This window comes from Rhizobium sp. 05N430 (genome assembly GCF_056396985.1).
This window is the reverse complement of sequence record NZ_JBFTMO010000030.1, coordinates 1-24803: the sequence shown is the minus strand read 5'-3', so window position 1 is coordinate 24803 and position 24803 is coordinate 1. Positions and strand designations below refer to the sequence as shown.

Genomic DNA, 24803 nt, shown 5'->3' with positions numbered 1-24803 from the left:
ATCGCCTTGACCGGAACGGCGACACCAGGCGAATAGGCCAATGAGAGATCACGCTGTGTCGCCATCGGCTTGGTTGGATTGACCTCGAGCTTGCCCGGCCGCCCCATAGAGTGGAAGTCCAGTGCTTCCTTGTCGGTGATAGCCGGCAATTTGCTCTGCCTTACTTCTATTTTCTGTTTCAATCATCTCACTCCCGATTAAATCGGCGCCTGAGGTCGTCGCTTGCAGACCCCTCGCCATCTTCTCACCACGGAATAACTGGTAATTCACCGCCTGCTTCGGGTGCTTTGCCATGCTTTTTGAGGAGCCTGCGCGGTACAGGACCACCATAGGCCCAATCGATCAATTCTACGGTATGGACGATGGGGATACCGGTGCCTGAGGCAATCTGGGTGATGCAGCCGATATTGCCGGTGGCGATCACATCCGCCTTCGTTGCCTCGATATTCTTGACCTTGCGGGCCTTCAGCGCAGCTGAGATATCCGGCTGCATGATGTTGTAGGTGCCGGCCGAGCCGCAGCAGAGATGGCCTTCTGCCGGATCGCGCACGGTGAAGCCCGCCGCCTTCAGTATCTGCTTCGGTGCCATGGTGATCGTCTGGCCGTGCTGCATCGAGCAGGCCGAGTGATAGGCGACGGTGATGCCCTTCGGCATATGCGAAGGCAGATCGAGGGTGGCGAGATATTCGGTGACGTCCTTTGCGAGGCCCGAGACGATCGCCGCCTTTTCGGCATAGGCGGGATCGAGGCGCAGCATATGGCCGTAATCCTTGATCGTCGTGCCGCAGCCGGAGGCGGTGACGATGATCGCATCGAGCCCGCCGTTTTCGATCTCGCGCATCCAGACATCGACATTGGCCCGCGCGCTCGCCAGCGCCTGTTCTTCGCGACCCATGTGATGAACCAGCGCGCCGCAGCAGACTTCACCAGCCGGCGCCACGACCTCGACGCCGAGGCGGGTCAAAAGCCGGATGGTCGCCTCGTTGATCCCGGGGTCGAGAACCGGCTGGGCGCAACCCGTGAGGATCGCGACGCGCGCCTGCTTCGTACCCTCTGCCGGATGATTGCCGGGGCGGGAGTAGACGGAGGGCGCCGGTACCGAGCGTGGGGCGAGCGTCAGCATCGCGGCGAAGGGTTTCAGCGCCGGGGCGCGCATCAGGCTGCGGAACGGGCGGCCGAGACGGGCAAGCCGCAACGCCAGGCGGAAGCGGCCGGGATAGGGCAGGACGGCGGCAAGGATGCCGCGCGTCAGCCGGTTCATGAACGGGCGCTTGTAGGTCTTTTCGATATGGGCGCGGGCATGATCGACGAGATGCATGTAGTCGACGCCGGAAGGACAGGTCGTGGTGCAGGCAAGGCAGGAGAGACAGCGGTCGATATGGGTCACCACCTCGGCATCGGCCGGGCGATCATTCTCCAGCATGTCCTTGATCAGATAGATGCGCCCGCGCGGGCTATCGAGTTCGTTTCCGAGCGTTACATAGGTGGGACAGGTGGCAGTGCAGAAGCCGCAATGGACGCATTTGCGCAGGATCTTCTCGGATTCGGAGACGTGCGGGTCGGTCAGTTGCTCGGCGGTGAAGTTTGTTTGCATCAGGGGTGTTCCGTCGAGGGGTTGTGGGTGGGGATGGTACCGCACTTTGCCCGGCAGGGCAGAGGGTTTGCCACATACTCAAACTCAGCCATCACCACCCCATCTTCCCTGGATTGAAAATCCTGGCCGGATCGAACTTTTCCTTCACCCGCGCCGAGAGCGAGGCCACCGCTTCCGGCTGCGGCTGGAAAGCCGCCACATCGGCACGCATCGCTTCCGAAGCGCGGATCAGCGTCGCATGGCCGCCGCCGAGCGCCTTGATGAAGCGGCGCAGCAGGCCGGCTTCGGGATCGGCTTCCATGCGCATCCAGATGAGGCCACCCTGCCAGTCGTAATAGGCGTCGACGCCGGCTTCGAGCCTCAGGGCGGCAACAAGCTCATGGCCGACTGAGGGCGCCACCGAGACTCGCCAGACAGGGCATTTCGTGCCGTCCGCATACGGCAGCACATCGCGGACTTCGCGCCAGAGGGAAAGGCTAGCGACCATGTCGAGCCGGCTGACCGCACCGAACCGCGCCATCGTGGCCCCCAGTTTTTCCGCCCTGACGGCAACCGACGACGGCAAGCCTTCGAGCCGGAACACGGTCGCCTCGCCACCAGGCAGCGCGCCGCCGGCGAAGCGGCCCTCGACGCTCTCGGGCAGATGGGCAGCGCCGGAGACTTCCACTGAAAGAGCCATGGCCGCCGCCATGGCATGCGCGGCCTCGGAATCGTTGAGGCCGGAAATGACGATGGTTTCGGTCGCCTTCGGCACCGGCAGCACGCGGAAGGTGACCTCCGTCAGGAGACCCAGCGCGCCGTGCGAACCGGCCAGCAGCTTGACGAGGTCGAGGCCGGTGACATTCTTCATCACTCGGCCGCCATTGCGGACGATCTCGCCGCGACCATTGACGAAACGCAAGCCGAGCAGACTGTCGCGGGCAGCCCCCGCCACAAACCGCCGGGGGCCGGAGACATTGGCGGCAAAGACGCCGCCGATGGTCGGCACGCCGGCCGTGCCCATCAGCGGGCGATGGTCCATGGGTTCGAACGACATCATCTGGCCGTTTGCGGCCAGCGCCGCCTCGATCTCCGCAACCGACGTGCCGGCGCGGGCGGTGATGACCATTTCCGCCGGATTGTAGTTGACGATGCCGGAGAGACCGGCAGCACTCAGCTTCGCCTCGGCGCGAACAGCATTGCCGAAGCCGCTGCGGCTGTTGCCACCAAAAAGCGCAAGCGCCCTGCCCGCTTCGGCATGGGCACGAATGAGATCGGCAGCTTCCGCTTCCGTCGTGGGATGGAACACATCGGTCATGCGGCGGAGCGCCCTTCCAGCGGAAAGACTTTTGAGGGATTAAGCAGCCAGCCTGGATCGAAGGCGGCGCGCACGGCCATCTGCTGGTCGAGATCCAGCTTTCCATATTGATGGGTCATCAGGTCGCGCTTTTCGATGCCGACACCGTGCTCACCGGTAAGGCAGCCACCGGCATCGACGCAGAGTTTCAAGATCTCGTTTCCGGCCTGCTCGGCACGGGCAGCATCATCCGGGTCGTTGGCATTGAACAGGATCAGCGGATGCATGTTGCCATCGCCGGCGTGGAAGACGTTGGCGACCCTGAGGCCGAAGCGGTCGATGATCTCGGAGGTCTTCTTCAGGACATAGGAGAGCTGGCTGAGCGGCACGGTGCCGTCCATGCAGATATAGTCGGAGATACGGCCGGTGGCACCGAAGGCGGACTTACGGCCCTTCCAGATCAGCGCGGCCTCGGTGGCCGACTGGCATTCACGAACCGTCCTGACGCCGTGGCGGCGGGCGATCTCGACGATATCGGCGAGCATCGCATCCATCTCGGCTTCCGAGCCTTCCACCTCGACGATCAGCGCCGCGCGGCACGACGGGAATGCCGTAGCGATGGCAGTATTTCATCACGGTGGCGACCTCGGCCGTCGAACGCGGCAGTGCGACTGCGAGCGGTAGGCGGCGGTAGGAGACGAAGGCATCGGTCTCGAAAGGCACCAGTTCGCGCGCCTCATGCACCAGGCATTCCGGCGGCAAGAGATCGATCAGGTCGCCGACGATCTGGCTGCGGCGAACGAGCACGTCGGCGCGCGGAGCAAGAAACGAAATGGCGTCGGACAAGTTTGATTTCTCCTGCTTTCACATAACGTTGGTCATACATATTTGCATTTGTCGTATACAAATACAAAAATTGCGTCAACCTGTTCCGGATCACCGCATTTGCACGTCGCTGCGTTCGGAAGAGGTAGACTATGGGATGGTGCGTACCCCCTACAAACTTCGTCGCGACAATACGCGTTGCGAACGCTCACTAATGCATCAATGAGATCTGGGTGCATTTGGTTGAAAGCAGCGCCGAAAATCACGTTTCGGAATTTGGAGCGATGTGCAAGAAGGTCCCTTGCCATTTCAGGGTGCGCTTCCCAGGCTGCGGCCCAGTGAAATTGGTCGTGCCCCCGTCATGTAACGATCGAGCTTAGCTTTGATCGCGCCGGCCTCTAGAAACTCGATGTTCATTCACCATCTGTCCCTTAAGCAAACTCTGACGAGATGGTTGACTGCTGTTCAATGTAGATCTCAGCACGGTCGACGATCTCCGCTACGACGTCGAGCACATCGAGAAGTCGAACATATACAAATTCCAAGAATACCCGCATTTCGGTGAGTTCGAGGTTCTTGGAACTCGTATAAAAGCTTGTCGGAGTGGCATGTAGAAGTCTCGACGTATATCGATAGATGTAGTCGTATTCCGCTTGCATACCGACTGCACTTGCAGAATTTGCCCATACCCATTTCGTACCGCTACCTGACTCCGAAATCAGGTCTTGCCCAAACCGATCAACGACATCGGCGCGAGTCTGCAATCGCTCGGCAAGGTCCGCCTCGGCAGCAGGCATAGCTTTCGTCTTGATCAAATGGGCTTGGAAAGAGTAACCGTTGATCTTTGCATCCCCCGCATAGACGCTAAAGTGCCGGCGAGCATCCAAATCGATAGCAGTTCGGCGAGCTTGCTCAGCTGCCCAGACAATCTCAGCCGTAAGGTTTTGACCGTGCTGCTCCTGCAACGCGCGCATCCCAGGCACGGGATCGTCGCGTTCGGCCATCGTCTCAAGGAAGCTCGCTTCGGCCTTAAGGTGCTGAATATGCTGTGTTGTGTGAGCTTCACCATCCTTCAAGGATAGCATGATAAAGTACAGGGCCTTCAATGGCGTCTGTCTTATGGTCTTGAGCCAAACAAGAAGCTCGAAGACGTAGCGAGTTAACGAGATCACTCCCAGTGTCTCAAGCACCCGGACGTTGTTCGTGACAAGGATGTTGCAACGCTCGAGGGCTTCCGCGCCGATCTCACAAGGGAGCAAAATCTCGGCTCGGTTCCGCCCTTCAAGATTTGCGATTGCGGGGGAAGCGATGACCCTGCGCGCGCGCCCCGTAAGGTCCGACAAAATCGACGACAAATTTTGAATTTCATCTGCGACCGCAACGACCTTGGCTTCTTCCGGAGTCATCTTACCTTCTCACTTTTGTTTCTTGAGGCTGGTGGGGAATTCACTGCCACCCGTGTGATTTTCTGGCATCTCGTAATCGCCGATTTTCCAGAGAGGTGAGCTCTCCTACCGTGCAACAATCATCGAGATCCCGTTGAAGGTAGATACTCTCACAGAGGTTGCGTTGTCCTTAAATTGCAGAACCTGAGTTTGGCGTTAGCACCTAGCGGGGAATTCCGACTTCACCCTTACTGAACCGACCAGTACGTGATTTTAGGAGGAGCCGCTGTCTGGACCTAAGGTATTGATAGCATTTTATTCTCGTAATGGCTCGGCTGAGGCCATAGCGAGGGCCATTGCCGCAGGTGCAAAAAGTGAAGGTGCCCAAGTCAGGTTGCGGCGTGCACGTGAGATTGTCTCCGCCGACACTATGTCGGAAGCTCCTCGATGGACGGAAAGAGCCGCCGAGATGAACGCCAAGGATCTAGCGCCGCCAGAGGAAGACGTGGCCGGGCGGACGCCATCACATACGGGACGCCGGCCCGTTTTGGTCAGTCACCTAGGAGCTCAAACCGTACATAGACAGCCTTGGCGGAGAATGCCGGCCTTTAGGCTGTCGGTCCATTCGTTAAGAGTTTTCTCTTCGTAGGACCACATCCATCTTCGTCCATTCCGGGCTAACGATGACAACGTAAACGCAAATCCAAGCCGGTAGGTTTTGCGTTCTCGGAGGTCTACAAGGCTTAAATTAGGGGTTCCAAAGCTCCCTAGTTGACATAAATATGTATCCGCTTTAAACAAATACAAATGGCGCGGCGGGAGGTCGCGCCTGAGCAAGCGGCGGGAGACCGCGCGCGGCCTTTTTTCAAAGGGAGGAATGAATGTCCAAGTTCATGCATATTCTCGCTGGCGCAGTCTCCGCTGTGACCCTGATGGCCAATGTGGCCGCCGCCCAAGACACAGTCGGTGTCAGCTGGCGCTATTTCCAGGACGAACGCTGGAAGATCGACGAGGCCGCGATCAAATCCGTTCTCGACAAGTCAGGTATCTCATATGTCGGTATCGACGCCCAGGGCGACCCGCAGAAGCAAGCTGCCGACATCGAAAGCCTGATCGCACGCGGCGTCAAAGTCCTTGTCGTCGTCGCACAGGATGCCAAAGCAATCATTCCCGTTATCGATGAGGCGAAACGAAGCAACATCGCGGTGATCGCCTACGATGCGCCAATCGATACCGGCGACGTCCTCTACGCAAGCTTCGATAACGTGGCAGTTGGCCGCGTCATGGGCGAAGCCCTGCTGAAGGCGGTGCCGAAAGGCAATTACGTCTCGATGGACGGCGATCCCGCACAGACTATTCAGCAGGTTTTCAAGAGCGGGCAGATGCAAGCCATCCAGCCGGCGATCGACAGAGGTGACATCAAGATCGTAGCCCAGCAAAATGTCGAGCAGTGGAAACCAGACGTTGCACAGTCGCTCATGGAGCAGGTTTTGACCGCGACGGACAACAAGGTCGACGCAGTCCTCGCGATGAACGACAGTATTGCAAATGGTGTCGCGGCTGCTCTGGCCAGTCAAAATCTTCTGGGCAAGGTTGCCATTTCTGGTCAGGATGGTGACAAGAACGTCCTCAATCGTATCGCCAAGGGCGAGCAGACAATGACCGTCTGGAAGGACGCGAACGCCCTTGGACTGGCCGCCGCGAAAGCTGCCGTCGAAATCATCAAGGGCTCGAAAATTGATGCTGTGACAGGTGTGAAGCCTGGCAAGACGTCCACGGGCGCATCGCAGCCCGCGATCATTCTAGATCCCATCGCCATCACGCGGGATAATCTCGATCTCGTTGTGAAGGCCGGTTGGATCTCGAAAGACGTGCTTTGCAAGGGCGTAACGAAAAACCCGCCGAAAGCCTGCGAGTAAGCAGTTCCAGCTGGAGTTTTRTCATGACATCTATTCTACAACCTTCGACCAGTTCAACGAAGTTCCTCCCCCGGCTGCTACAAGCGGTCGGGGGTGGTGGCCGCGACACTCGCCTGGTGGCGATGGTCATGGTCCTCGCCTTGATCTGGCTTTGCGCAAATACCCTTACCGATGGCGTATTCCTGTCGCCCCGAAACTTGTTCAATCTCTCGCTACAGGTTTCGGTCGTGGCGATCATGGCATCAGGCATGATCCTCGTCATCGTCACTCGTCATATCGATCTGTCGGTCGGGTCTCAGGTCGGCTTCCTTGGAGTTCTCGGTGCTCTGGTGCAAAGCAACTGGCTCCCCGACAGCGTCAACGCCTGGTGGATCTCGTGCATTGTCATGTTGGCGGGCGGCATGCTTATCGGTTTGTTGCAAGGCGCACTTGTCGCATACGCGCGGATACCGTCATTTGTCGTGACCCTTGGTGGTCTGCTTTTCCTTCGAAACGCTGCTTATGAACTGAATGATGGGACAACGATCGCCCCATTGAGCGCTACGTTTCAGAATCTCGGCGGCGGCCAGAACGGCGTTCTCGGAGCCACATTGAGTTGGGCAGCCGCCGCTGCAGTCGCCGCCTACATCGTCCTTAATCTCGTCCGCAGATACCAGAGAAAAAAGTCGCTTGGCATTCAAAATCCGTTGACGGCATTCGACATCGTTTCAGCGGCTCTCTGGTGCGTCTGCACATTCGGTCTTGTCGCAGTCATGAACAGCTACAAGCGGCCCGGAACGACAGAGTCGATGGGATTGGCTGTGCCTGTTCTCATTCTGATTGCCGTGACGACTCTCATGACAGTTATCGCCAAAAAGCATAGGTTTGGACGCCATGTCTTTGCCGTCGGCGGCGATCCGCTCAGCGCCCGACTAACAGGTATCAATACCCAGCGTGTCGTACTCAAAGTCTTCGTATTGATGGGCTTCTTGTCCGGTTTGGCCTCGATCGTGCTGACGGCCCGACTGAATGCCGCGGCAAGTGGAGCGGGCACAATGATGGAACTTTACGTCATTGCTGCCGCCGTAATCGGAGGCACCTCGCTTGCAGGCGGAGCCGGGACAATCCTCGGCGGCTGCGTCGGCGCTTTGATCATGCAGAGTCTTCAAAGCGCGATGGTGCTGTTGGGAATCGCGAGCCCACTGCAGAGCATGGTCCTTGCTGGTGTTCTCGTGCTTGCCGTGTGGATTGATACGATGTGGCGCGAAAGGAGGCCATCATGAAAACCCCGTTGCTCGAAGCTCGCAACGTCAACAAAGCCTTTGGCGGCGTTCACGCAGTCGAAAATGTCAGCGTGTCGCTCATGCCGGGCGAGGTCGTTGCCCTACTCGGCCACAATGGTGCCGGCAAATCGACCTTCATCAAGATGCTATCAGGTGTTTTTCCTGCAGATAGCGGCGAGATCCTGATCGATGGAAAATCCGTCGATATTCGGTCGCCCCACGATGCCCAAGAACTTGGCATCGAGACGATCCATCAGACACTTGCTCTAGCCGATAATCTCGACGCGATTTCCAATCTTTTCCTGGGGCGCGAACAAACGGATCGTTTCGGATTTCTCGATACAGAAGCAATGGAGCACGGCGCACGACAGACGATAGACCGGATGCGGTTGCGAATCCCTTCCCTGACCGCGTCAGTAAGGTCTATGTCCGGAGGTCAGCGTCAAGCCGTCGCCATCGCGCGTGCCCTCCATTTTAACGCTCGTATCCTGATCATGGACGAGCCGACCGCCGCACTCGGTCCAGAAGAGACAAAGAATGTCGGCCTGCTGATCCAGGAACTCAAAAAGCAAGGCTTGGGTATTTTCCTCATCAGCCATGACATGCACGATGTTTTCGCGCTCTCCGATCGGATAACCGTGATGAAGTCAGGCCGCGTGGTCGGTTCGTATCCGACACGAGACCTGACACCGGACGACGCCCTGGAAATGATCATCCTTGGCCGCAAGCCGGCCCGCCTGGCGGCCGCGACGGCATAGGCGAAGCACACTGGAATGGACAGTAATATGACAGTCAAAGCACCAAATTTCAGCCTCCACGGAAAGGTCGCGCTTGTAACAGGGGCGGCTCGCGGTATCGGTCGCGCCTGTGCCCTCGCCTGCGCGGCGGCCGGAGCCGATGTTGTTATCGGCGTCCGCAACATCGAAGCGGTTGCGGACCTGGTGGCCGAACTGAAGACAACTGGCCGCCGCATTCTTGCGGTCAATATGGATATCTCGGATAGCGGTCAGATCTCCGAAGCGGTTGCTGAGGCGGTCGAGGCATTCGGGAAAATCGACGTACTGGTGAACAATGTCGGCGTCGCCCCCGGCAACTTGGCCGAGCTCGTTGAAGAGAAGGACCTCGACCAGATCCTCGACGTCAACATCAAGGGCACGTTCCTTGTCACGCAAAGCGTCGCTCGCCATATGATAGAGCAGAAAAGCGGTCGCATCATCAATATCAGTTCGCAGGCAGGTACCGTAACCCTCCGCGGCGAAGCGCTCTATTGCATGAGCAAGGCAGCGATCAACCATTTGAGCCGCTGCCTGGCGGCAGAATGGGCTCCGTACGGCATCACGGTAAACACCGTGTCGCCCACCTTTATATGGACGGACTCGACTCGCCCCGTTCTTGCGGATCCGGATTTCTTCGCGCGCACAGTCGGCCATATTCCGCTCGGCAGGATAGGAGATACCGATGATGTCGTCGGCGCTGTCGTCTATCTTGCATCTCCTGCCGCATCTCTCGTCACCGGTGCCAATCTCTTGGTGGATGGGGGATGGTCGGTCGCGTGACAGGGTCGCTCATCCTAACCTTTGCTTGCACGCGAGCATCTGTTACTGCGTCTGGATACACTATTGGCAACGATTCGAGTGCGTTGCCAATGCCCTCTAACAGCTCCTGAACGACAGATGTTGTCTCTGGGAGGAACATTGACGACAAATAGTGTCTTGCGACACATGAACGCTGTGCGGTGCCTTCGCGTCCTACGTAGGGACGTCCCGCTGTCGCGCGCAGATATCGCGCGCGAACTCAATGTTACACGGGCAACCGTCGGCAACTCGATCAAGCAACTTCTGGCTGAGAAGCTTGTTATCGACCTCAATGAAAGCGCTGAGGCCAATGGCGCCGGTCGCCCCGGCGCTCTCGTATCGCTCAACCCAGCCGGCGCCTATTTCATCGGTCTCGATATTTCCTCGGCCGAGATCAACGCCGTTCTGATCGACTTCTCGATGCATGTCATTGCAAAAAGGGTCGTGTCGATTGCCGATCGTTATCACGACCCCAAACGAGTGATCGAACTGCTAGCCGCATTGCCGAAGGAACTGATCGATATGTCGAAGGTGCGGTCATCGCGCGTGCGTGGTGTCTGCATTTCCGCGCCGGGCATAGTACGCGAAGGCAGGATCATTTCTGCGCCGTGGTTGAGCTGGCGCGACGTCGACGTCGTGTCGGCGATGTCCGGAGCAATGCAATCCTCACTCAAGGTTCACATTTGCAACGACGCCGTGGCTCTTGCGAGTGCCGTAGCGGCCGACGCATCAGAAACCGATCTGAGCGATGTTCTCTTGCTATTGCTAGCACAGGGCATCGGCAGCGCCCATCTTCGCCAGGGACGTGTGGTTGAGGGCGCCCATGGACTGGGTGGTGAAGTCGGGCATATGGTCATGGGCGGTCAGCCGGGCATGGCGGCTACGCACACTTTCGAAATTCTGGCCGGGTACCAAAGGTTTCTCCCCTTCATCGAGCAGGGGGTTCCAATCCCTGAAGGCTTAACCAAACTGGTAACGACGCAAGGATCGCCAACTCTTGATCAGGCGCTCAACGAGTGGGCCTCAGGGCTGGCAACCGGTATCCTAAACCTCATTCACATCCTCGATCCCAAAACGATCGTCCTGGGAGGGCCGCTCGCCGTTCTTTATTCACGGGTTTCGGAACGGGTCGAAACACTGCTCTCCGAGAACTTGGTTCACGGCTTCAAGGTACCACCGATCTCCGTTGCCCGTTTTGGAGGTGATGGAGCCGCCATTGGAGCTGCAGCGCTTCTCCGCGAAAGCCTTTTCGACCTTCCCGAACTCCCGGCTGTATAATCAAGGCCGAGCCACAAACCTATTTGACACTCTTTTTGTATTTGTATAATACAAACGCAAATAGCCAGCAAAATGGAGGAAACTGATGCTGAAACTAATTGACCCGATTCTCTCTCCGGAACTTCTTTACGCCTTGCGATCAATGGGCCATCGACACGATATCGCGATCGTCGATGCCAACTTCCCGTGCGACGCAGGCGATGATCGACTCATTCGCCTCGATGGCGTCTCTGGCCCACATACACTTGAAGCAATCCTGAAAATCTTCCCGCTCGAAGATCAGGAGCCCCATGTCGCGTGGAGAATGATCGCAGATGGCGATGCAAGCAAGATCTTGCCCGTTTTCGAAGATTACAGCGCCGTTCTGGCAAAGACACAAGGTAAGGCGATTGACCTGACAGCGGTCGACCCAGACGACTTCAAGGCTCGCGTGCGGGCCGCTCATACGGTCGTGGTCACAGGCGAGCGGCGGTTCTACGGAGGCGTCATCCTTCGCAAGGGTGTCATTGCACCCGAGTGAGGCTATCGCCCGCGGTATCCCAAAACCAGGTGGTTAAGACTGTGAACGATCTCTTCAAATCCTCTTTCGACGCGTTCCTTTTCGACATGGACGGCACGATCCTCAATTCGATCGCGGTTGCCGAACGTGTTTGGGGAGCGTGGGCATGGAAGTTTGGACTGAACCCAGAGGTGTTCCTGCCGACCATTCACGGGCGAAAAGCTTCTGAAACAATTTCGTCCCTCGGCCTTCCGGATATTGATCCTGAGGCCGAGGCATATGCTATCACGCAGGCTGAAATTGAAGAGATCGAGGGCGTTCATGCCATAAGTGGAGCGCAGCATTTTCTGAGCAGCCTTCCGTCCCACCGATGGGCTGTCGTGACCTCTGCTCCTGCTGCGTTAGCCAAAAGGCGAATCGAGGCGGCTGGTTTGCCAACGCCAAAGACGCTGGTTACATCCGAAGATGTGCGGAGGGGCAAACCCGCACCGGATTGTTTTATTCTTGCAGCCGAGCGTCTTTCCGTTGACCCGGCACGTTGCCTTGTGTTCGAGGATGCCGAGGTCGGGATCACCGCCGCGACTGCGGCAGGTTGTCAGGTCGTCGTCATTACAGAGACACATAAACGACGCATGGGCGGGGATCACAGACAACTTAAAAACTATGAGCGCATCAAGCCTAAGATCCTCAACGGGGGCCTTGGCTTGACGCAGTTCTAGTCATTGACCTTTTTCCCGTGCTGAATCAGCTTTCGGGCGGCCAAAAACGAGGTTCTCATCGACTGAAAATATCTGTTTATGCAGCATGGATGCGCCACCGATTGCCGGACCTTCGAGGCCTAGTGACGAGAGCTTTATCTCAGGTATTGGATGTCCCTCGAGGAGATTGTTGATCACTTTTTCCAGTGTCACCTCTCGGCAGAGATCGAAAAGTGCGGCAACCGGCCCTCCGAGCACAATCCGTGCCGGATTAAATATGCTAGTCAACGTCGCTACCCCTCTTCCAAGGTAGAATGACCAGTCCTTGAGGGTCGAGAGAGCTGCCTTTTCACGTAGTTTCGCTGCCTCGATGAAAGCCTGAATGTCGATTGCGGAGCCTCCGTGAAAACGATAACGCGCAAGAACGGCCTCCCGTCCTATAAAGCTCTCGAATGATCCTGAAATAGTGGCCAGTTCAACAAAGCCTTCGTCTCCGAGTATGATATGGCCCAGCTCGCCGGCATAGCCGTCCTGACCGCGCAGAAGCTGCCCGGAATTCACAATTGCGCCACCGACACCAGCGTCGAGGTAGATATAAATCTCCGTATCCACGCTTTCATGCTTGGACTGGTACATCTCGGCGATAGCAAAGGCATTGGCATCGTTTTCTGCGACAAGGCGTGGAATGTCCGGCAGTCGCTGCTGCAAGCGCTCAAGGATTGGTTCCTGGCTCCATCCCAATATGGGAGCACGCAAAATCGTACCGTTCCGATCGATTACGCCGGGCGCAGTCAGGCAGAGGCCGCGAATAGGGTAATCCCTGCCTAACCGCTCCCTAATTCCCTCAACGACGTCGACCAACCGTTGCACCACGAGGTCCGGACTTGCCTCCGAGGTGCTGAAGTCCGATCTCGACTGCGCAATCACCGATGCCCCCATATCGAGGGCAACGACGTTCATGCGGCCAACGCCAATATCCGCGCCGATGAACATCCCGTAATTTGGATTGATGCGAATGAAGGTTCCGGGCCTACCGGTGCCAGCGCTTTTATCGTCCTGCGATTCATCCTCTACCAGAAGCCCCTCGTCTGCCAGGCTGGCGACGATACTGCTGGCCGTGGAGCGGACCATGCTGAGTTCCTTGGCGATATTGGCCCGGCTGATCCTGCCGTGTCGAAAAACAGCATCCAGCGCGCGGACCTCGTTAATGTGCCTGACGGCACGCGGCATGGACATCGGAGTTTCCCCTATCGGAAGAGAGCTACAAAAAGAGGTGCACAATCAGGGAAGTGACGATCGCATTCAAGCCCATGGCAAGACCGGAAAACAGACCTGCCACCGGATCGACCGAATATGCGCGCGCCGTGCCAATTCCATGCGATGCGAGCCCGACAGCAAAACCTCTCGCACTGTAATCATCGATCTTCATGGCGTTCATCAATGGCGTGACGATGATTGCGCCAGAGATTCCAGTCAAAATGACCACGGCCGCGGTTAACGCCGGATCGCCGTGCAGCCCAGACGAAATAGCCATGGCGACAGCGGCGGTGACAGATTTCGGTGCCAAGGAAGCGATGACTGTCTGATCGAACCCGAAGACATATCCTAAATAAATCGTCGTACTCACGGCGGTCACGCTCCCGGCAAAGAGAGCAACGACTATCGGAACAATATTGGCCCTGACCAGATGAAGCTTTTCGTAGAGCGGTATTCCAAGCGCGACCGTTGCTGGTCCCAGAAGAAAATGGATGAACTGCGCACCTGAGAAATAGGTCTGGTAGCGAACTTTAAAGACGGACAGCAGGCCAACGATTGCGCATACTGAAATCAGTACAGGGTTGAAGAGAGGATTGGCTGGAAGGACCTGCGCAATCCGTAATGCCGTTATCCAGACAAGAAGGGTCACCGAGAGCCATAGGAGTGGCGAAGCCGAGAGATAGACCCAAAGTCCCTCATCCATTGCTCGCTCTCCCCGTCAAGCGCTTCGTAGCGAGGTAGCACCACACAGTGACGACAAGGGTCGCGACTGTCGAGATCACTAGCGTTGCAAAAAGTGCCAGACCTTTCGCAGCGATAAGGTCGAAATGCTGGACGATCCCCACTCCGGCCGGGACGAACAAAACCCCGAAATTCGCCAGCAGCGCATGGGATGTAGCAATCGCCTGCCGCGCCGGGGCGACAAAAACTCGTCCCCGGGACACGCTCAACACTAGAAATATCAGGGCCATGCCGATGACCGGGCCTGGTACGACACCATGCAGGAAGAAAGCGATCGCCTCGCCAACCAACTGAAATAACAGCAAGAGCATAATCCCAACAATCATTGTTCGGCTCCACAACAAACTCTCTTGACTCATACATCCGATTATGTTTGTTTTCAATCGAAACAAACGGAGGGAGTGTCGTTTGTAGGAAAGCCGGTGATCGCCGGCATATTGGGAGGACTACATGCGTTTGACTTTTAGAATGATGGCCTTGACGGCTGCCCTCAATGCCTCGGTTAGCGGCCATGCGTTCGCAGCTGAAAGCGTGGAGGTATTGCACTGGTGGACGTCGGGCGGCGAAGCGGCTGCTGTCGGCGTTCTAAAGGACGACCTGCAAAAGAAGGGCGTCGGCTGGCAGGATATGCCGGTTGCCGGCGGTGGCGGTGAAGCTGCCACGACGACCCTGAAGGCGCGGGTGGCGGCGGGCAATCCGCCGACGGCGGCCCAGCTGCTTGGGATGGCGGTTAACGAATGGTCCGAGCAGGGTCTTCTCGGTGACTTGACCGCTGTTTCCCAAACAGAAGGTTGGGACAAGGTCGTTCCGGAGCAGATCAAACAGTTCGCCGTCCATGACGGCAAGTGGCAGGCCGTTCCGGTCAACATACACCGGCCGAACTGGCTGTGGGTCAACGCAAAGATTTTCAAAGATAACGGCCTGGAGCCGCCGAAGACTTGGGACGAGTTCAATGCCGTTGCAGACAAGCTGAAGGCGAAGGGGATAACCCCTCTGGCGCATGGCGGACAGCCTTGGCAGGACGACACCGTTTTCGACGACGTTGTTCTCGGGATTGGGGGACCGGAATTCTACAAGAAGGCCATCATCGAATTGGATGAAAGTGCACTTGACTCGGACACGATGGTCAAGGTTTTCGACCAAATGCGAAAGATCCGCGGTTATGTCGATCCGAATTTTTCCGGCCGCGACTGGAACCTTGCAACAGGCATGGTGCTCAAGGGTGACGCTGCTATGCAGCTTATGGGTGACTGGGCCAAGGGCGAGATCGTCAAGGCCGGCCTAACGCCCGGCGTCGATATTCTCTGCGTCACCGCACCAGGCACCGAAGGATCGTTCCTCTTCAATACGGACTTCCTCGCGATGTTCCCGGTTGGCGCAGACAAGCTTGACGCCCAGACCAAGCTCGCTTCGAGCGTCATGTCGCCTGCATTCCAGGAAGCGTTCAATCTCGTAAAGGGATCGATTCCGGCCCGTTCCGACGTGCCCGGCGACAAGTTCGATGCCTGCGCGCAGAAGTCCATGGCCGACCTGAAGGCGGCCGAAAAGGCTGGCACCCTCATGGGGTCCCTCGCCCACGGTCACGCCGAGCCCGCCTCCATACAGCGTGCGATCTTCGACGTTGTGACACAGCATTTCAACTCGGACATGTCGTCCAAGGATGCCGTGAAGGCGCTGATCAGCTCGATCAACGCTGCGAAATAACCAGTTCCTCCCTGCCCCTGCCGTCGAGAGGCGGCGGGGGTATCCTGCAGCAAGGTTGCGCATCCATTATGCGGGATGCCAACCTTTCGATTCCGGGCCAGCAGATGTCCATTTCAAAACGCGTTGGCAAGATAATGCCCGCAATCGTCTTGTCGCCGTCGCTCGCGGTCGTCACGGTCTGCGTCTACGGTTTTATCGCCTATACGGCGCTCCTGTCATTCACCGGCTCGAAGATGTTTGCGAGCTTCAATTTCGTCGGGTGGCGCCAATACGCCAGACTTTTCGAAAACCCCAGATGGATCACCGCCATCGAAAACATGGCGATCTTTGGCTGTCTCTACATCGTCGGGGCGACATGCCTTGGCCTGTTGATCGCCATACTGATTGATCAACGCATCCGCTTCGAGGGCGTTTTCCGTGCCGTCTTCCTCTATCCGATGGCTCTCTCCTTTGTCGTGACGGGTGTGATCTGGCAATGGCTGCTCAATCCGGGTCTCGGCCTGGAGCACATGATGCGTGGGCTCGGCTGGACGTCTTTCACATTTCAATGGCTGATCGAGCCGGATCGCGCGATCTACACGGTCGTCATTGCCGGCGTGTGGCAGGTAACCGGTTTCGTTATGGCGCTCTTCCTAGCCGGCTTGCGCGGCGTCGATACCGAAATCCTTCGGGCCGCCCGCATCGACGGGGCACCCATACATAAAGTGTACACCCGCATTATCATCCCAGCACTTCGACCCGCGTTCCTGACGGTATTCGTGATCGAGGCCCATCTTGCCATCAAGAGTTACGACCTTGTCGTGGCGCTCACCAAGGGTGGCCCGGGCGTATCGACCGAACTTCCATCCACATTCATGTATTCGATGACGTTCACGCGCAACGAACTCGCGGTCGGTGCGGCCAGCGCAACCGTCATGCTCATTACCCTGGCAAGCATCATTATTCCCTATCTCTATTCGGAGCTGCGCAATGAGCCTACGACTTGATGCCGAAAGCGCGGTGATCCTAGCAAAGGGCGCTGATCTGCGAGTGACCCGGATCCTCGGTCGCTATTTCATTTACGGATGCCTGGTCATACTGGCCGCAGTCTTCCTGGCGCCGCTTGTTTCCATGCTTTTCACATCCCTGAAGAGCATGGAAGAAATCCGGTCTGGCAATATCCTCTCATTCCCGCAAGCCATTACATTTGAAGCTTGGGAACACGTCTGGGGCTCGGCATGCATCGGTGTCAATTGTGGCGGCCTCAAAGGCTATTTTGGAAACTCCTTCCTGATTGTCATACCGGCTACATTGCTGTCGGTCGGCTTCGGCGCCCTGAATGGCTACGTGTTCGCCAATTGGCGCTTTAAAGGCGACAATATCCTGTTCGGCCTCATCCTGTTCGGCTGCTTCATACCGCTGCAGATCGTGCTCATCCCGATGGCCGGGCTACTCGGACAATTGAAACTTGCCGGTACGATACCCGGGCTGGTTCTCGTGCACGTCGTATACGGGATCTGCTTCACGACGATGTTCTTCAGAAACTATTTCGTGACCGTTCCCGCCGAGATTTTCAAGGCAGCGCGCATCGATGGGGCCGGATTTTGGGCCGTGTTCTTCCGGATCTTGCTGCCGATTTCGTGGCCAATCGTGATGGTGTCGATCATCTGGCAGTTCACAGGGGTGTGGAATGACTTCCTGTTTGGGGTCTCATTCGCGGCCGGATCCGGTCAACCTGTCACAGTCGCACTGAACAATCTGGTCAACACCTCAACAGGCACCAAGGCCTACAACGAAGACATGGCCGCCGCGATGATCGCCGCACTGCCCACCATAGTTATCTATGTGGCGGCAGGACGATACTTCCTTCGTGGTCTGATGGCCGGCGCAGTGAAGGGATAATGACGATGGCCAACTTGGCAATCAACCACATCAACAAACGCTTCGGCAATCTGGCCGTTCTCAAGGATATCAATATCGCCATCGAGGATGGTGAATTCCTCGTCCTCGTCGGACCTTCCGGCTGCGGAAAATCAACATTGCTGTCGATCATCGCCGGACTGGACGAGCACACATCCGGATCGATCACAATCGATGGCAAATCGGTTCAGGGACTTGAGCCCAAGGAGCGGGACATCGCGATGGTGTTCCAGTCATACGCGCTCTACCCCGCAATGACCGTAGAGCAGAACATCGGATTTTCCCTTGAGATGAGCAAGATGCCCAAGCCGGAACGGCTTGAGCGCGTTGGCAAGGTTGCAGATCTGCTGCAGATTCGTCACCTGCTCAAGCGGCGCCCAGGGCAACTCTCCGGCGGGCAACGCCAGCGCGTCGCAATGGGACGGGCACTCGTGCGCGAGCCAAAGATCTTCCTCTTCGACGAGCCGTTGTCGAACCTCGATGCAAAGCTGCGGGTCGAGATGCGCACCGAGATCAAGAAGCTGCATCAGCGGCTGGGCTCCACCATCGTCTATGTCACTCACGATCAGATCGAAGCGATGACCATGGCAACGCGGATCGCGGTCATGAAAGACGGCATCCTACAGCAATTCGGAACGCCTGAAGACATCTACGATCGGCCCGCGAACGTGTTCGTCGCGACCTTCATGGGATCGCCACCCATGAACCTGCTTCCCGCCGTGATTACCGCAGGATCGCAAAGCCTCGCGATACAAGGCGCGGACGTAACCGTTCCGCTCCCTGCTTCCACAGCAAGCAAGCCTTTGCAAGGCAAGCAAGTACATCTGGGACTGAGACCGGAATGGTTATCGCTTGTCACGGATGAGGACACGTCTCTTCACAAAGTCGATGCTTACGTCGAGGTCGTCGAACCTACCGGTCCCGACATCTTCGTCGCACTGCGCGTCGGCGAGAGGGAAATTATGGCTCGCCTTCCCACCGGATCGTCCGTTCGCGTAGGGGACAAGGCACGTTTTGCGGTGGACCTTTCAAAATCAGTCGTCTTCGACGCCGAAACCGGTGTCGCCCTCTAACTATCGGAAAATCAAGGAAACTTCAGATGCCAGCAAAACAAGAACGGCGCCTCCGTATTGGCGTCCTCGGTGCGGGACAGATCGCCCAGGCAGCACATTTCGAAAGCTGCACGAAAGCCGCCAATGCCGACCTATACGCCATTTGCGACGTCGCGGACGACTTGCGCGAACGTATGGCAATCACTCACGGAGCGGAAAAAACGTACAATGACTACGATCGGATGCTTGCCGATCCAGATCTTGACGCTGTGATTATCGCGACGTCCGACGCCTTCCACGTGCCGGCATCGATCCGTGCGCTCGAGGCCGGCAAGCATGTTTTGTGCGAGAAGCCGGTCGGCGTCACTGTCGAAGAATGCTTGGATCTTAAGGCAGCCGTCGAAAAGTATGGCAAGGTCTTTCAGGTCGGACATATGAAGCGTTTCGATGCCGGCCTTCAGGCGGCCAAGTCCTTCATTCGCGACGAAATGGGTGACCTCATTGCGCTGAAAGCTTGGTATTGTGACAACACTCACCGCTATCCGATGACGGACGCGGTCCAGCCTCTCATCGTGTCGAGCGCCAAGGCGAAGAGACCAACGGAGAACCCGAAGGCAAATCTGCGGCGCTATTACATGCTCGCTCACGGTTGCCATTTGATCGATACGGCCCGTTATCTTGCCGGCGATATCGTATCTGTAACGGCACGTCTTTCGGAGCGCTCCGGCATCTGGTGCTGGTTTGTCGACGTGGAATTCGCGTCCGGCACGCTTGGTCACCTCGATCTAACAGTGCAGGTCCGTATGGACTGGCACGAGGGTTTCCAGATCTACGGCAAGAACGGCAGCATTCTCGGCAAGACCTACAACCCTTGGTATTACAAGACGAGCGAAGTGGACATTTTCCGCGAGGCAGACGGCGCAACCCATCGCGTTCTCGGCGCCGACGGACATTTCTACCGTCGCCAGGTTGAGGGTTTTGCCCGCACGATCCTCGATGGAAGCCCCTTGGAAGGTGCCGACATCGACGATGGCCTGGCATCGGTTCGGGCCATGGTGGCTATCGCACGTTCCGCAGAAAGCGGCCGCACGGTCGCGCTCGCTGACGTCTCGGGTGGCGTGTGATGAAACTCGGTATCTTCGCCAAGACTTTCGACGGTATCGACTCCGCCACCGTGCTCGGCGCAGTGGCGGATGCCGGTTATTCCTGCGCGCAATACAACATGGCGTGCTCGGGTCTTCCTTCCATGCCTGATCAGATCACTGAGGAACAGGCGCGCGCGGTTGCGGACGCTGCCGTGCACGCAGGCGTGGAGATCGTTGCAGTCTCGGGCACCTACAACATGATCCATCCTGATCCTGCCGTTCGACAAGCGGGCCACAGAAGGCTAGCGGTAATCGCTGAGCGTTGCGCAGCCATGTCAACGCCTATGATTACGCTTTGCACGGGAACTCGTGATCCGGTCGATCAGTGGAAGGAACATCCCGACAACAATTCGCCGGAAGCATGGCGCGACCTCATCGCGGCGATGGAAACGGCAATTGAAACAGCCGACAGATACGATATCCACCTAGGCATCGAGCCGGAACTTGCCAATGTCGTTAATTCCGCGACCAAGGCTCGTCGGCTTATCGATGAACTCAAGAGCCCGCGCATTAGGATTGTTATCGATCCGGCGAACCTCTTTGAGGTTGAAACGCCCGAAGAGCAACGCACGATCATCTCGTCCGCGATCGATCTTCTCGCTGATCGTATCACAATGGCCCACGCCAAGGATCGGACTCGCGACGGAGGCTTTACAACCGCCGGCAAGGGGGTCCTCGACTATACGCATTACCTGCGCAAGCTGGATGCGATTGGCTTTGAGGGAAGTCTTATAACCCATGGTCTATCTGCCCAAGAGGCTGCAGGCGTAGCCGCATTTCTGAACCCGCGCCTTGGGAAGTCACGAAATGGATGAAGCAAGGCCATTCACCACAGAAGACGGAACGCGCTTGAATGTCGATGCGACTGGGGATGGCCCAGTGGTCCTCTTTCAACATGGGCTCTGCGGCGATGCTGCTCAGACTCGGGAAGCATTTCCGTCTGGCGGGTACCGGCGTGTGACGGTCGAGGCGCGGGGTCATGGATCGTCCGAACCTGGCGATCTCGACAAACTATCCATCGCGACCTTCGCCGAAGATCTGGCCTACTTTATCGAACATGAACTCGATGCCCCGGTTGTCGTTGGCGGCATCTCGATGGGCGCGGCGATCTCGTTGCGCCTAGCTGTCCGGCGTCCCGATCTCGTAAAGGCCCTGATCCTTGCAAGGCCGGCATGGATTACCGCCGGCGCGCCAGCAAACATGACGCCGAACGCTGAAGTCGGGCGCCTTATGGCCTCCTTGGAACCGAGGGCCGCCATAAGCGCCTTTCTTGCCGGACAAACCGGCCAGCGCCTTGCAGCGGAGGCCCCGGACAATCTGACTTCACTCACCGGATTCTTCTCTCGGCAGCCGATCAAGGTTACCGCGTCACTCCTTTGCGCAATATCAAATGATGGCCCCGGTGTGACACCAGCAGAGGTTGGCTCTGTCACGGTGCCCACTCTGGTGATTGGTCATCAACAGGATGTCATTCATCCCCTCGCCCATGCCCAAGCCGTTGCGTCACTGATCCCGCACGCGCGTCTGGTTGAAATCACTCCGAAAGTTGTCAGCCGCGCCCAATACGTCTCAGATTTTCACGCAGCCATCCGCAATTTCCTGAAGGAGATTTAGTTGATGTCCACAGCCTCCAGGAACTGGATCGAGAACCTGCCGCGCGATCGCCTGATCGCGGAATTTTCCGTTTGGTCGGCCGATCTCGTACGGCTTGCCGAAGACCTCGCTCGCGCCGATCCCTACATCGACATCCTGCACATTGATGTCGCCGATGGTCATTTCGCACCGGCCATGCTGTTTTTTCCCGATCTGGTCGCTGGCGTCCGGAAGGTGTCCTCCCGCCCCATCCATGTTCATCTCATGGTGGGGGATAGCATCGTCCATTCCCAGATCGAGCAATTCGCCGATGCAGGAAGCGATCTCATCAGCATTCATGTGGAAAATGAAGCTGTGGCTGGCGACGCACTCGATCTTCTCGAGCGCCGCGGCATCGCCGCTGGCATGGTCCTCAAGGTCGATACACCGGTCGAGCGCATCAAGCCATATCTGTCACGGTTGGATCTCGTGACCCTTCTGGGGACGGCGATCGGCGTTAAGGGACAGGGCCTCAGCGAACACGCTTGCGGCCGACTTACCGCAGCTCAGCGGTTAATTCGGGACACCGGCGCGTCGCGGCGCATCGTGCTCGCGGCCGATGGCGGCATTCGCGAAAACACGGTTCCGATTCTGCGCCAAGCCGGGGCCGAGACTGTGGTGCTCGGCTCTCTCGCCTTCAATGCTCCGTCACTCGATGAGCGGATGACATGGCTTCGTGCCCTTTAAAGCGTGGTTGAAAAATGCAGCAAATTGCCATCGGGATAGATTTGGGCGGTACGCAGGTCAGGGCTGCACTCGTCGATGAACGCGGAAATATCCTCGCAAGGCAGGAAGAACGGACCGACGCCGAAGGCGGCCCGGAGCGCATCCTGTCCCAAATCTGTGGTCTCGCGGATGCGCTGGTAACGGCATCAGGGCCGACGCATGTCGTCGGCATCGGCGTTTCGGCGCCAGGTCCAATCGACACGGTTGCTGGAATTGCGACCAGCATTCCGACCCTGACCGGTTTCACAGATTTTCCCTTGCGAGCAGAACTGCAGCAAAGGTTCAAATTTCCCGTCAGCCTCGAAAACGACGGCATCGCGGCCGCGATTGGCGAATGGCAGTTCGGCGCTGGGAGAGGTGTCGGCAATCTCATCTATGTAACTGTCAGCACGGGGATCGGCGGGGGGGTGGTGTCCGATGGGCGCGTCTTGCGCGGCCGTAAGGGTATGGCGGCCCATATCGGGCACATGTCGGTGATGCCGAATGGCGATCTCTGCCCCTGCGGAAACAGGGGTTGTTTCGAGGCTTATGGCTCAGGGACGGCCTTCACAAGGCGCGCGCGCATGCGCGCGACTGAGTGCCATGAGACTGTACTTGGAAGAGACGGTCTTGAGATCCATAGCCGCGACGTCTTTTCTGCTGCAAGAAACGGTGACGCGCTGGCCAATAGATTGATTGACGAAGAGGCTGAGATCCTGGGGCGAGGGTTCACGAGCCTGATCCATATTTTTTCGCCCGACATCCTGGTGCTGGGCGGCGGTCTTTCCAACGAGTTCGACCGCCTGCAGCCGGGCATTCGAGATTACATTAAAGAGTGGGCAATGCCTGGTTTCAAGGAAGTGGACCTCGTTCGAGCGGCACTTGGGCAAAATTCGGGCCTTGTTGGAGCGGCAGCAATTGCTTTTCTTAGTGACACCGCTGTGTTTGCCGTACCCTCTGTTGCTGCAAGCCGATAAACCTGGGATGAGATCAGATGTTGACAATTAGGAGGCTTAGCCTCGAAGACGCTCGAGTGTTAATTGCCGGTGCGAGGGCTAAAGCTCAGGAAATCGGTGTTCCAATGTGCATCGCGGTTGCGGACGACTCCGGCCAATTGATCGCTTTCGAACGCATGGATGGCGGCAAGATCACCAGCACCTTTATCGCACAGGACAAGGCTTTCACAGCCGCTGGCGCCAAGCGGACGACGGAAAGCTATTGGCAAGCCAGTCAACCGGGAAAGCCGGCTTACGGCATCAATACTGCGATCGGTGGGCGCTTGTCAGTTGTGGCAGGCGGGATTCCGGTGATTGTCGATGGTGAGGTCGTCGGTGCAGTTGGCGTCAGTTCCGGGACGCCGGCCCAGGACGCTGAATGCGCCGAGGCAGGGATTCATTTCTTTCAGCAGTCTGGTCAAGCAATACCAAGCCCCGCAGACACCTGATACTTCAACCCACTATCACTTCTGCGGTGCGACCGCCGCATCCAATGCACTGTAAATGGAACAGCCATGACCTCTCCTGAACAAGACGACCGGATGGCAAATGCGATCCGCTTCCTCGCCATGGATGCAGTCGAAAAGGCTAATTCCGGCCATCCGGGCATGCCGATGGGTATGGCTGATGTCGCCACTGTCCTCTTCAGCAAGTATCTCCGCTTCGACCCGAAGAAGCCGCATTGGCCGAACCGCGACCGGTTCGTCCTCTCCGCAGGCCACGGCTCGATGCTTCTCTATTCGCTCCTCTATCTAACCGGCTATCCGGACATGTCGATCGAGGACCTGAAGCAGTTCCGCCAGCTCGGTTCGAAGACCGCAGGCCATCCTGAATACGGCCACGCGACCGGCATCGAAACGACCACCGGCCCGCTCGGCCAGGGCATTGCCAATGCCGTCGGCATGGCGATCGCCGAGCGCAAGCTGCGCGAGGAATTCGGTTCCGACCTGCAGGACCACTACACCTATGTCATCAACGGCGACGGCTGCTTGATGGAAGGCATCAGCCATGAAGCGATCGCCCTTGCCGGTCACCTGAAGCTGAACAAGCTGATCCTCTTCTGGGATAACAACTCGATCACCATCGACGGCGCTGTTTCGCTCTCCGACTCGACCGACCAGATCATGCGCTTCAAGGCGGTTCACTGGAACACGATCGAAGTCGACGGTCACGACCAGGCGGCAATCGCCGCTGCCATCGAAGCAGCCCACAAGTCCGACCGCCCGACCTTCATCGCCTGCAAGACGATCATCGGCTTCGGCGCTCCGAACAAGCAGGGCAGCCACAAGGTTCACGGCAACCCGCTCGGTGCCGAGGAAATCGCCGCTACCCGCAAGGCTCTGAACTGGGAGAACTGGGAAGC

Annotated in this window: 24 protein-coding genes and 2 pseudogenes; 18 read left to right on the top strand and 8 right to left on the bottom strand. The window is 57.7% G+C overall.

Annotation, left to right across the window (positions count from 1 at the left end; genetic code table 11):
• The 5 genes and pseudogenes from AC1DJO_RS29405 to AC1DJO_RS29385 form a co-directional block, all read right to left on the bottom strand.
• Window positions 1–182: pseudogene (locus AC1DJO_RS29405) on the bottom strand (hypothetical protein); the annotation flags it as partial.
• Window positions 183–244: 62 nt separating this feature from the next.
• Window positions 245–1594 carry a glycolate oxidase subunit GlcF gene (gene glcF / locus AC1DJO_RS29400; RefSeq protein ID WP_477974087.1) on the bottom strand — a complete coding sequence of 450 codons (1350 nt, stop codon included), beginning with the start codon at window positions 1592–1594 and terminating at the stop codon, window positions 245–247.
• Between the two features lie 91 nt (window positions 1595–1685).
• Entirely contained in the window at window positions 1686–2891 is a 1206-nt protein-coding gene (locus AC1DJO_RS29395) for an FAD-binding protein (RefSeq protein WP_477974086.1), read from the bottom strand.
• Window positions 2888–3716: pseudogene (locus tag AC1DJO_RS29390) on the bottom strand (FAD-linked oxidase C-terminal domain-containing protein). Before AC1DJO_RS29390 ends, AC1DJO_RS29395 begins: the two are co-directional and overlap by 4 nt.
• A 410-nt stretch (window positions 3717–4126) precedes the next feature.
• On the bottom strand, window positions 4127–5101 hold the full coding sequence (locus tag AC1DJO_RS29385) for a hypothetical protein (RefSeq protein ID WP_477974085.1): 975 nt from the start codon (window positions 5099–5101) through the stop codon (window positions 4127–4129).
• A 911-nt stretch (window positions 5102–6012) separates the two neighbouring features.
• Between AC1DJO_RS29385 and AC1DJO_RS29380 the strand changes: the two genes are divergently transcribed.
• The 7 genes from AC1DJO_RS29380 to AC1DJO_RS29350 all read left to right on the top strand — a co-directional run bounded on the left by AC1DJO_RS29380 (window position 6013) and on the right by AC1DJO_RS29350 (window position 12331).
• Window positions 6013–6999 (top strand): substrate-binding domain-containing protein, encoded by a 987-nt coding sequence (locus AC1DJO_RS29380; protein ID WP_477974088.1) that lies wholly within the window; start codon window positions 6013–6015, stop codon window positions 6997–6999.
• A 23-nt stretch (window positions 7000–7022) separates the two neighbouring features.
• Window positions 7023–8261, top strand: coding sequence for a sugar ABC transporter permease (locus AC1DJO_RS29375; protein ID WP_477974084.1), 1239 nt, complete (start codon window positions 7023–7025; stop codon window positions 8259–8261).
• Complete coding sequence (locus tag AC1DJO_RS29370; protein ID WP_477974083.1) at window positions 8258–9019, top strand: ATP-binding cassette domain-containing protein; 762 nt, start codon at window positions 8258–8260, stop codon at window positions 9017–9019. The genes AC1DJO_RS29375 and AC1DJO_RS29370 overlap by 4 nt, the downstream gene beginning before the upstream one ends.
• 27 nt (window positions 9020–9046) lie before the next feature.
• Window positions 9047–9817, top strand: coding sequence for an SDR family NAD(P)-dependent oxidoreductase (locus AC1DJO_RS29365; RefSeq protein WP_477974082.1), 771 nt, complete (start codon window positions 9047–9049; stop codon window positions 9815–9817).
• Window positions 9818–9955: 138 nt separating this feature from the next.
• Window positions 9956–11113, top strand: coding sequence for an ROK family protein (locus tag AC1DJO_RS29360; RefSeq protein ID WP_477974081.1), 1158 nt, complete (start codon window positions 9956–9958; stop codon window positions 11111–11113).
• An 85-nt stretch (window positions 11114–11198) separates the two neighbouring features.
• Window positions 11199–11633 (top strand): RbsD/FucU family protein, encoded by a 435-nt coding sequence (locus tag AC1DJO_RS29355; protein WP_477974080.1) that lies wholly within the window; start codon window positions 11199–11201, stop codon window positions 11631–11633.
• Window positions 11634–11674: 41 nt separating this feature from the next.
• A complete protein-coding gene (locus AC1DJO_RS29350; RefSeq protein ID WP_477974079.1) occupies window positions 11675–12331 on the top strand; it encodes an HAD-IA family hydrolase in 657 nt (218 codons plus the stop codon).
• Here the strand turns inward: AC1DJO_RS29350 and AC1DJO_RS29345 are convergent, their stop codons facing one another.
• Genes AC1DJO_RS29345 through AC1DJO_RS29335 form a run of 3 tightly spaced genes read right to left on the bottom strand, consistent with a single transcriptional unit; the run spans window position 12332 to window position 14634 of the window.
• On the bottom strand, window positions 12332–13546 hold the full coding sequence (locus tag AC1DJO_RS29345; protein ID WP_477974078.1) for an ROK family transcriptional regulator: 1215 nt from the start codon (window positions 13544–13546) through the stop codon (window positions 12332–12334). It abuts the gene before it with no gap.
• Between the two features lie 25 nt (window positions 13547–13571).
• Window positions 13572–14270 (bottom strand): LrgB family protein, encoded by a 699-nt coding sequence (locus AC1DJO_RS29340; RefSeq protein ID WP_477974077.1) that lies wholly within the window; start codon window positions 14268–14270, stop codon window positions 13572–13574.
• Entirely contained in the window at window positions 14263–14634 is a 372-nt protein-coding gene (locus AC1DJO_RS29335; RefSeq protein ID WP_477974076.1) for a CidA/LrgA family protein, read from the bottom strand. The genes AC1DJO_RS29340 and AC1DJO_RS29335 overlap by 8 nt, the downstream gene beginning before the upstream one ends.
• Window positions 14635–14758: 124 nt before the next feature.
• Here AC1DJO_RS29335 and AC1DJO_RS29330 point away from each other — a divergent pair, with 124 nt between their 5' ends.
• The 11 genes from AC1DJO_RS29330 to AC1DJO_RS29280 all read left to right on the top strand — a co-directional run.
• Entirely contained in the window at window positions 14759–16012 is a 1254-nt protein-coding gene (locus AC1DJO_RS29330) for an ABC transporter substrate-binding protein (RefSeq protein WP_477974075.1), read from the top strand.
• Between the two features lie 104 nt (window positions 16013–16116).
• Window positions 16117–16998, top strand: coding sequence for a carbohydrate ABC transporter permease (locus AC1DJO_RS29325; protein WP_477974074.1), 882 nt, complete (start codon window positions 16117–16119; stop codon window positions 16996–16998).
• On the top strand, window positions 16982–17893 hold the full coding sequence (locus tag AC1DJO_RS29320; protein WP_477974073.1) for a carbohydrate ABC transporter permease: 912 nt from the start codon (window positions 16982–16984) through the stop codon (window positions 17891–17893). Before AC1DJO_RS29325 ends, AC1DJO_RS29320 begins: the two co-directional genes overlap by 17 nt.
• Window positions 17894–17898: 5 nt before the next feature.
• Window positions 17899–18984 (top strand): ABC transporter ATP-binding protein, encoded by a 1086-nt coding sequence (locus AC1DJO_RS29315; protein WP_477974072.1) that lies wholly within the window; start codon window positions 17899–17901, stop codon window positions 18982–18984.
• 26 nt (window positions 18985–19010) lie between these two features.
• Entirely contained in the window at window positions 19011–20087 is a 1077-nt protein-coding gene (locus tag AC1DJO_RS29310; RefSeq protein ID WP_477974071.1) for a Gfo/Idh/MocA family protein, read from the top strand.
• A complete protein-coding gene (locus AC1DJO_RS29305; RefSeq protein WP_477974070.1) occupies window positions 20087–20923 on the top strand; it encodes a sugar phosphate isomerase/epimerase family protein in 837 nt (278 codons plus the stop codon). Before AC1DJO_RS29310 ends, AC1DJO_RS29305 begins: the two co-directional genes overlap by 1 nt.
• Entirely contained in the window at window positions 20916–21722 is an 807-nt protein-coding gene (locus tag AC1DJO_RS29300; RefSeq protein WP_477974069.1) for an alpha/beta fold hydrolase, read from the top strand. Before AC1DJO_RS29305 ends, AC1DJO_RS29300 begins: the two co-directional genes overlap by 8 nt.
• Before the next feature lie 3 nt (window positions 21723–21725).
• The gene (locus tag AC1DJO_RS29295; RefSeq protein WP_477974068.1) at window positions 21726–22427 is read left to right on the top strand and encodes a ribulose-phosphate 3-epimerase; all 702 of its coding nucleotides are present in this window, start codon (window positions 21726–21728) and stop codon (window positions 22425–22427) included.
• A gap of 14 nt (window positions 22428–22441) precedes the next feature.
• The gene (locus AC1DJO_RS29290; protein WP_477974067.1) at window positions 22442–23422 is read left to right on the top strand and encodes an ROK family protein; all 981 of its coding nucleotides are present in this window, start codon (window positions 22442–22444) and stop codon (window positions 23420–23422) included.
• 17 nt (window positions 23423–23439) lie between these two features.
• Window positions 23440–23889, top strand: coding sequence for a GlcG/HbpS family heme-binding protein (locus tag AC1DJO_RS29285; protein WP_477974066.1), 450 nt, complete (start codon window positions 23440–23442; stop codon window positions 23887–23889).
• 66 nt (window positions 23890–23955) lie between these two features.
• On the top strand, window positions 23956–24803 hold an 848-nt coding region (locus AC1DJO_RS29280), incomplete at its 3' end, for a thiamine pyrophosphate-dependent enzyme (protein WP_477974065.1).

Coding starts and splice junctions, on each gene's coding strand:
- AC1DJO_RS29290 (WP_477974067.1), top strand. CDS start 22,442: ATGCAGCAAATTGCCATCGGGATAGATTTGGGCGGTACGCAGGTCAGG.
- AC1DJO_RS29340 (WP_477974077.1), bottom strand. CDS start 14,270: ATGGATGAGGGACTTTGGGTCTATCTCTCGGCTTCGCCACTCCTATGG.
- AC1DJO_RS29295 (WP_477974068.1), top strand. CDS start 21,726: ATGTCCACAGCCTCCAGGAACTGGATCGAGAACCTGCCGCGCGATCGC.
- AC1DJO_RS29385 (WP_477974085.1), bottom strand. CDS start 5,101: ATGACTCCGGAAGAAGCCAAGGTCGTTGCGGTCGCAGATGAAATTCAA.
- AC1DJO_RS29395 (WP_477974086.1), bottom strand. CDS start 2,891: ATGACCGATGTGTTCCATCCCACGACGGAAGCGGAAGCTGCCGATCTC.
- AC1DJO_RS29355 (WP_477974080.1), top strand. CDS start 11,199: ATGCTGAAACTAATTGACCCGATTCTCTCTCCGGAACTTCTTTACGCC.
- AC1DJO_RS29365 (WP_477974082.1), top strand. CDS start 9,047: ATGACAGTCAAAGCACCAAATTTCAGCCTCCACGGAAAGGTCGCGCTT.
- AC1DJO_RS29370 (WP_477974083.1), top strand. CDS start 8,258: ATGAAAACCCCGTTGCTCGAAGCTCGCAACGTCAACAAAGCCTTTGGC.
- AC1DJO_RS29320 (WP_477974073.1), top strand. CDS start 16,982: ATGAGCCTACGACTTGATGCCGAAAGCGCGGTGATCCTAGCAAAGGGC.
- AC1DJO_RS29330 (WP_477974075.1), top strand. CDS start 14,759: ATGCGTTTGACTTTTAGAATGATGGCCTTGACGGCTGCCCTCAATGCC.
- AC1DJO_RS29315 (WP_477974072.1), top strand. CDS start 17,899: ATGGCCAACTTGGCAATCAACCACATCAACAAACGCTTCGGCAATCTG.
- AC1DJO_RS29325 (WP_477974074.1), top strand. CDS start 16,117: ATGTCCATTTCAAAACGCGTTGGCAAGATAATGCCCGCAATCGTCTTG.
- AC1DJO_RS29335 (WP_477974076.1), bottom strand. CDS start 14,634: ATGATTGTTGGGATTATGCTCTTGCTGTTATTTCAGTTGGTTGGCGAG.
- glcF (WP_477974087.1), bottom strand. CDS start 1,594: ATGCAAACAAACTTCACCGCCGAGCAACTGACCGACCCGCACGTCTCC.
- AC1DJO_RS29310 (WP_477974071.1), top strand. CDS start 19,011: ATGCCAGCAAAACAAGAACGGCGCCTCCGTATTGGCGTCCTCGGTGCG.
- AC1DJO_RS29305 (WP_477974070.1), top strand. CDS start 20,087: ATGAAACTCGGTATCTTCGCCAAGACTTTCGACGGTATCGACTCCGCC.
- AC1DJO_RS29285 (WP_477974066.1), top strand. CDS start 23,440: ATGTTGACAATTAGGAGGCTTAGCCTCGAAGACGCTCGAGTGTTAATT.
- AC1DJO_RS29345 (WP_477974078.1), bottom strand. CDS start 13,546: ATGTCCATGCCGCGTGCCGTCAGGCACATTAACGAGGTCCGCGCGCTG.
- AC1DJO_RS29380 (WP_477974088.1), top strand. CDS start 6,013: ATGGCCAATGTGGCCGCCGCCCAAGACACAGTCGGTGTCAGCTGGCGC.
- AC1DJO_RS29375 (WP_477974084.1), top strand. CDS start 7,023: ATGACATCTATTCTACAACCTTCGACCAGTTCAACGAAGTTCCTCCCC.
- AC1DJO_RS29300 (WP_477974069.1), top strand. CDS start 20,916: ATGGATGAAGCAAGGCCATTCACCACAGAAGACGGAACGCGCTTGAAT.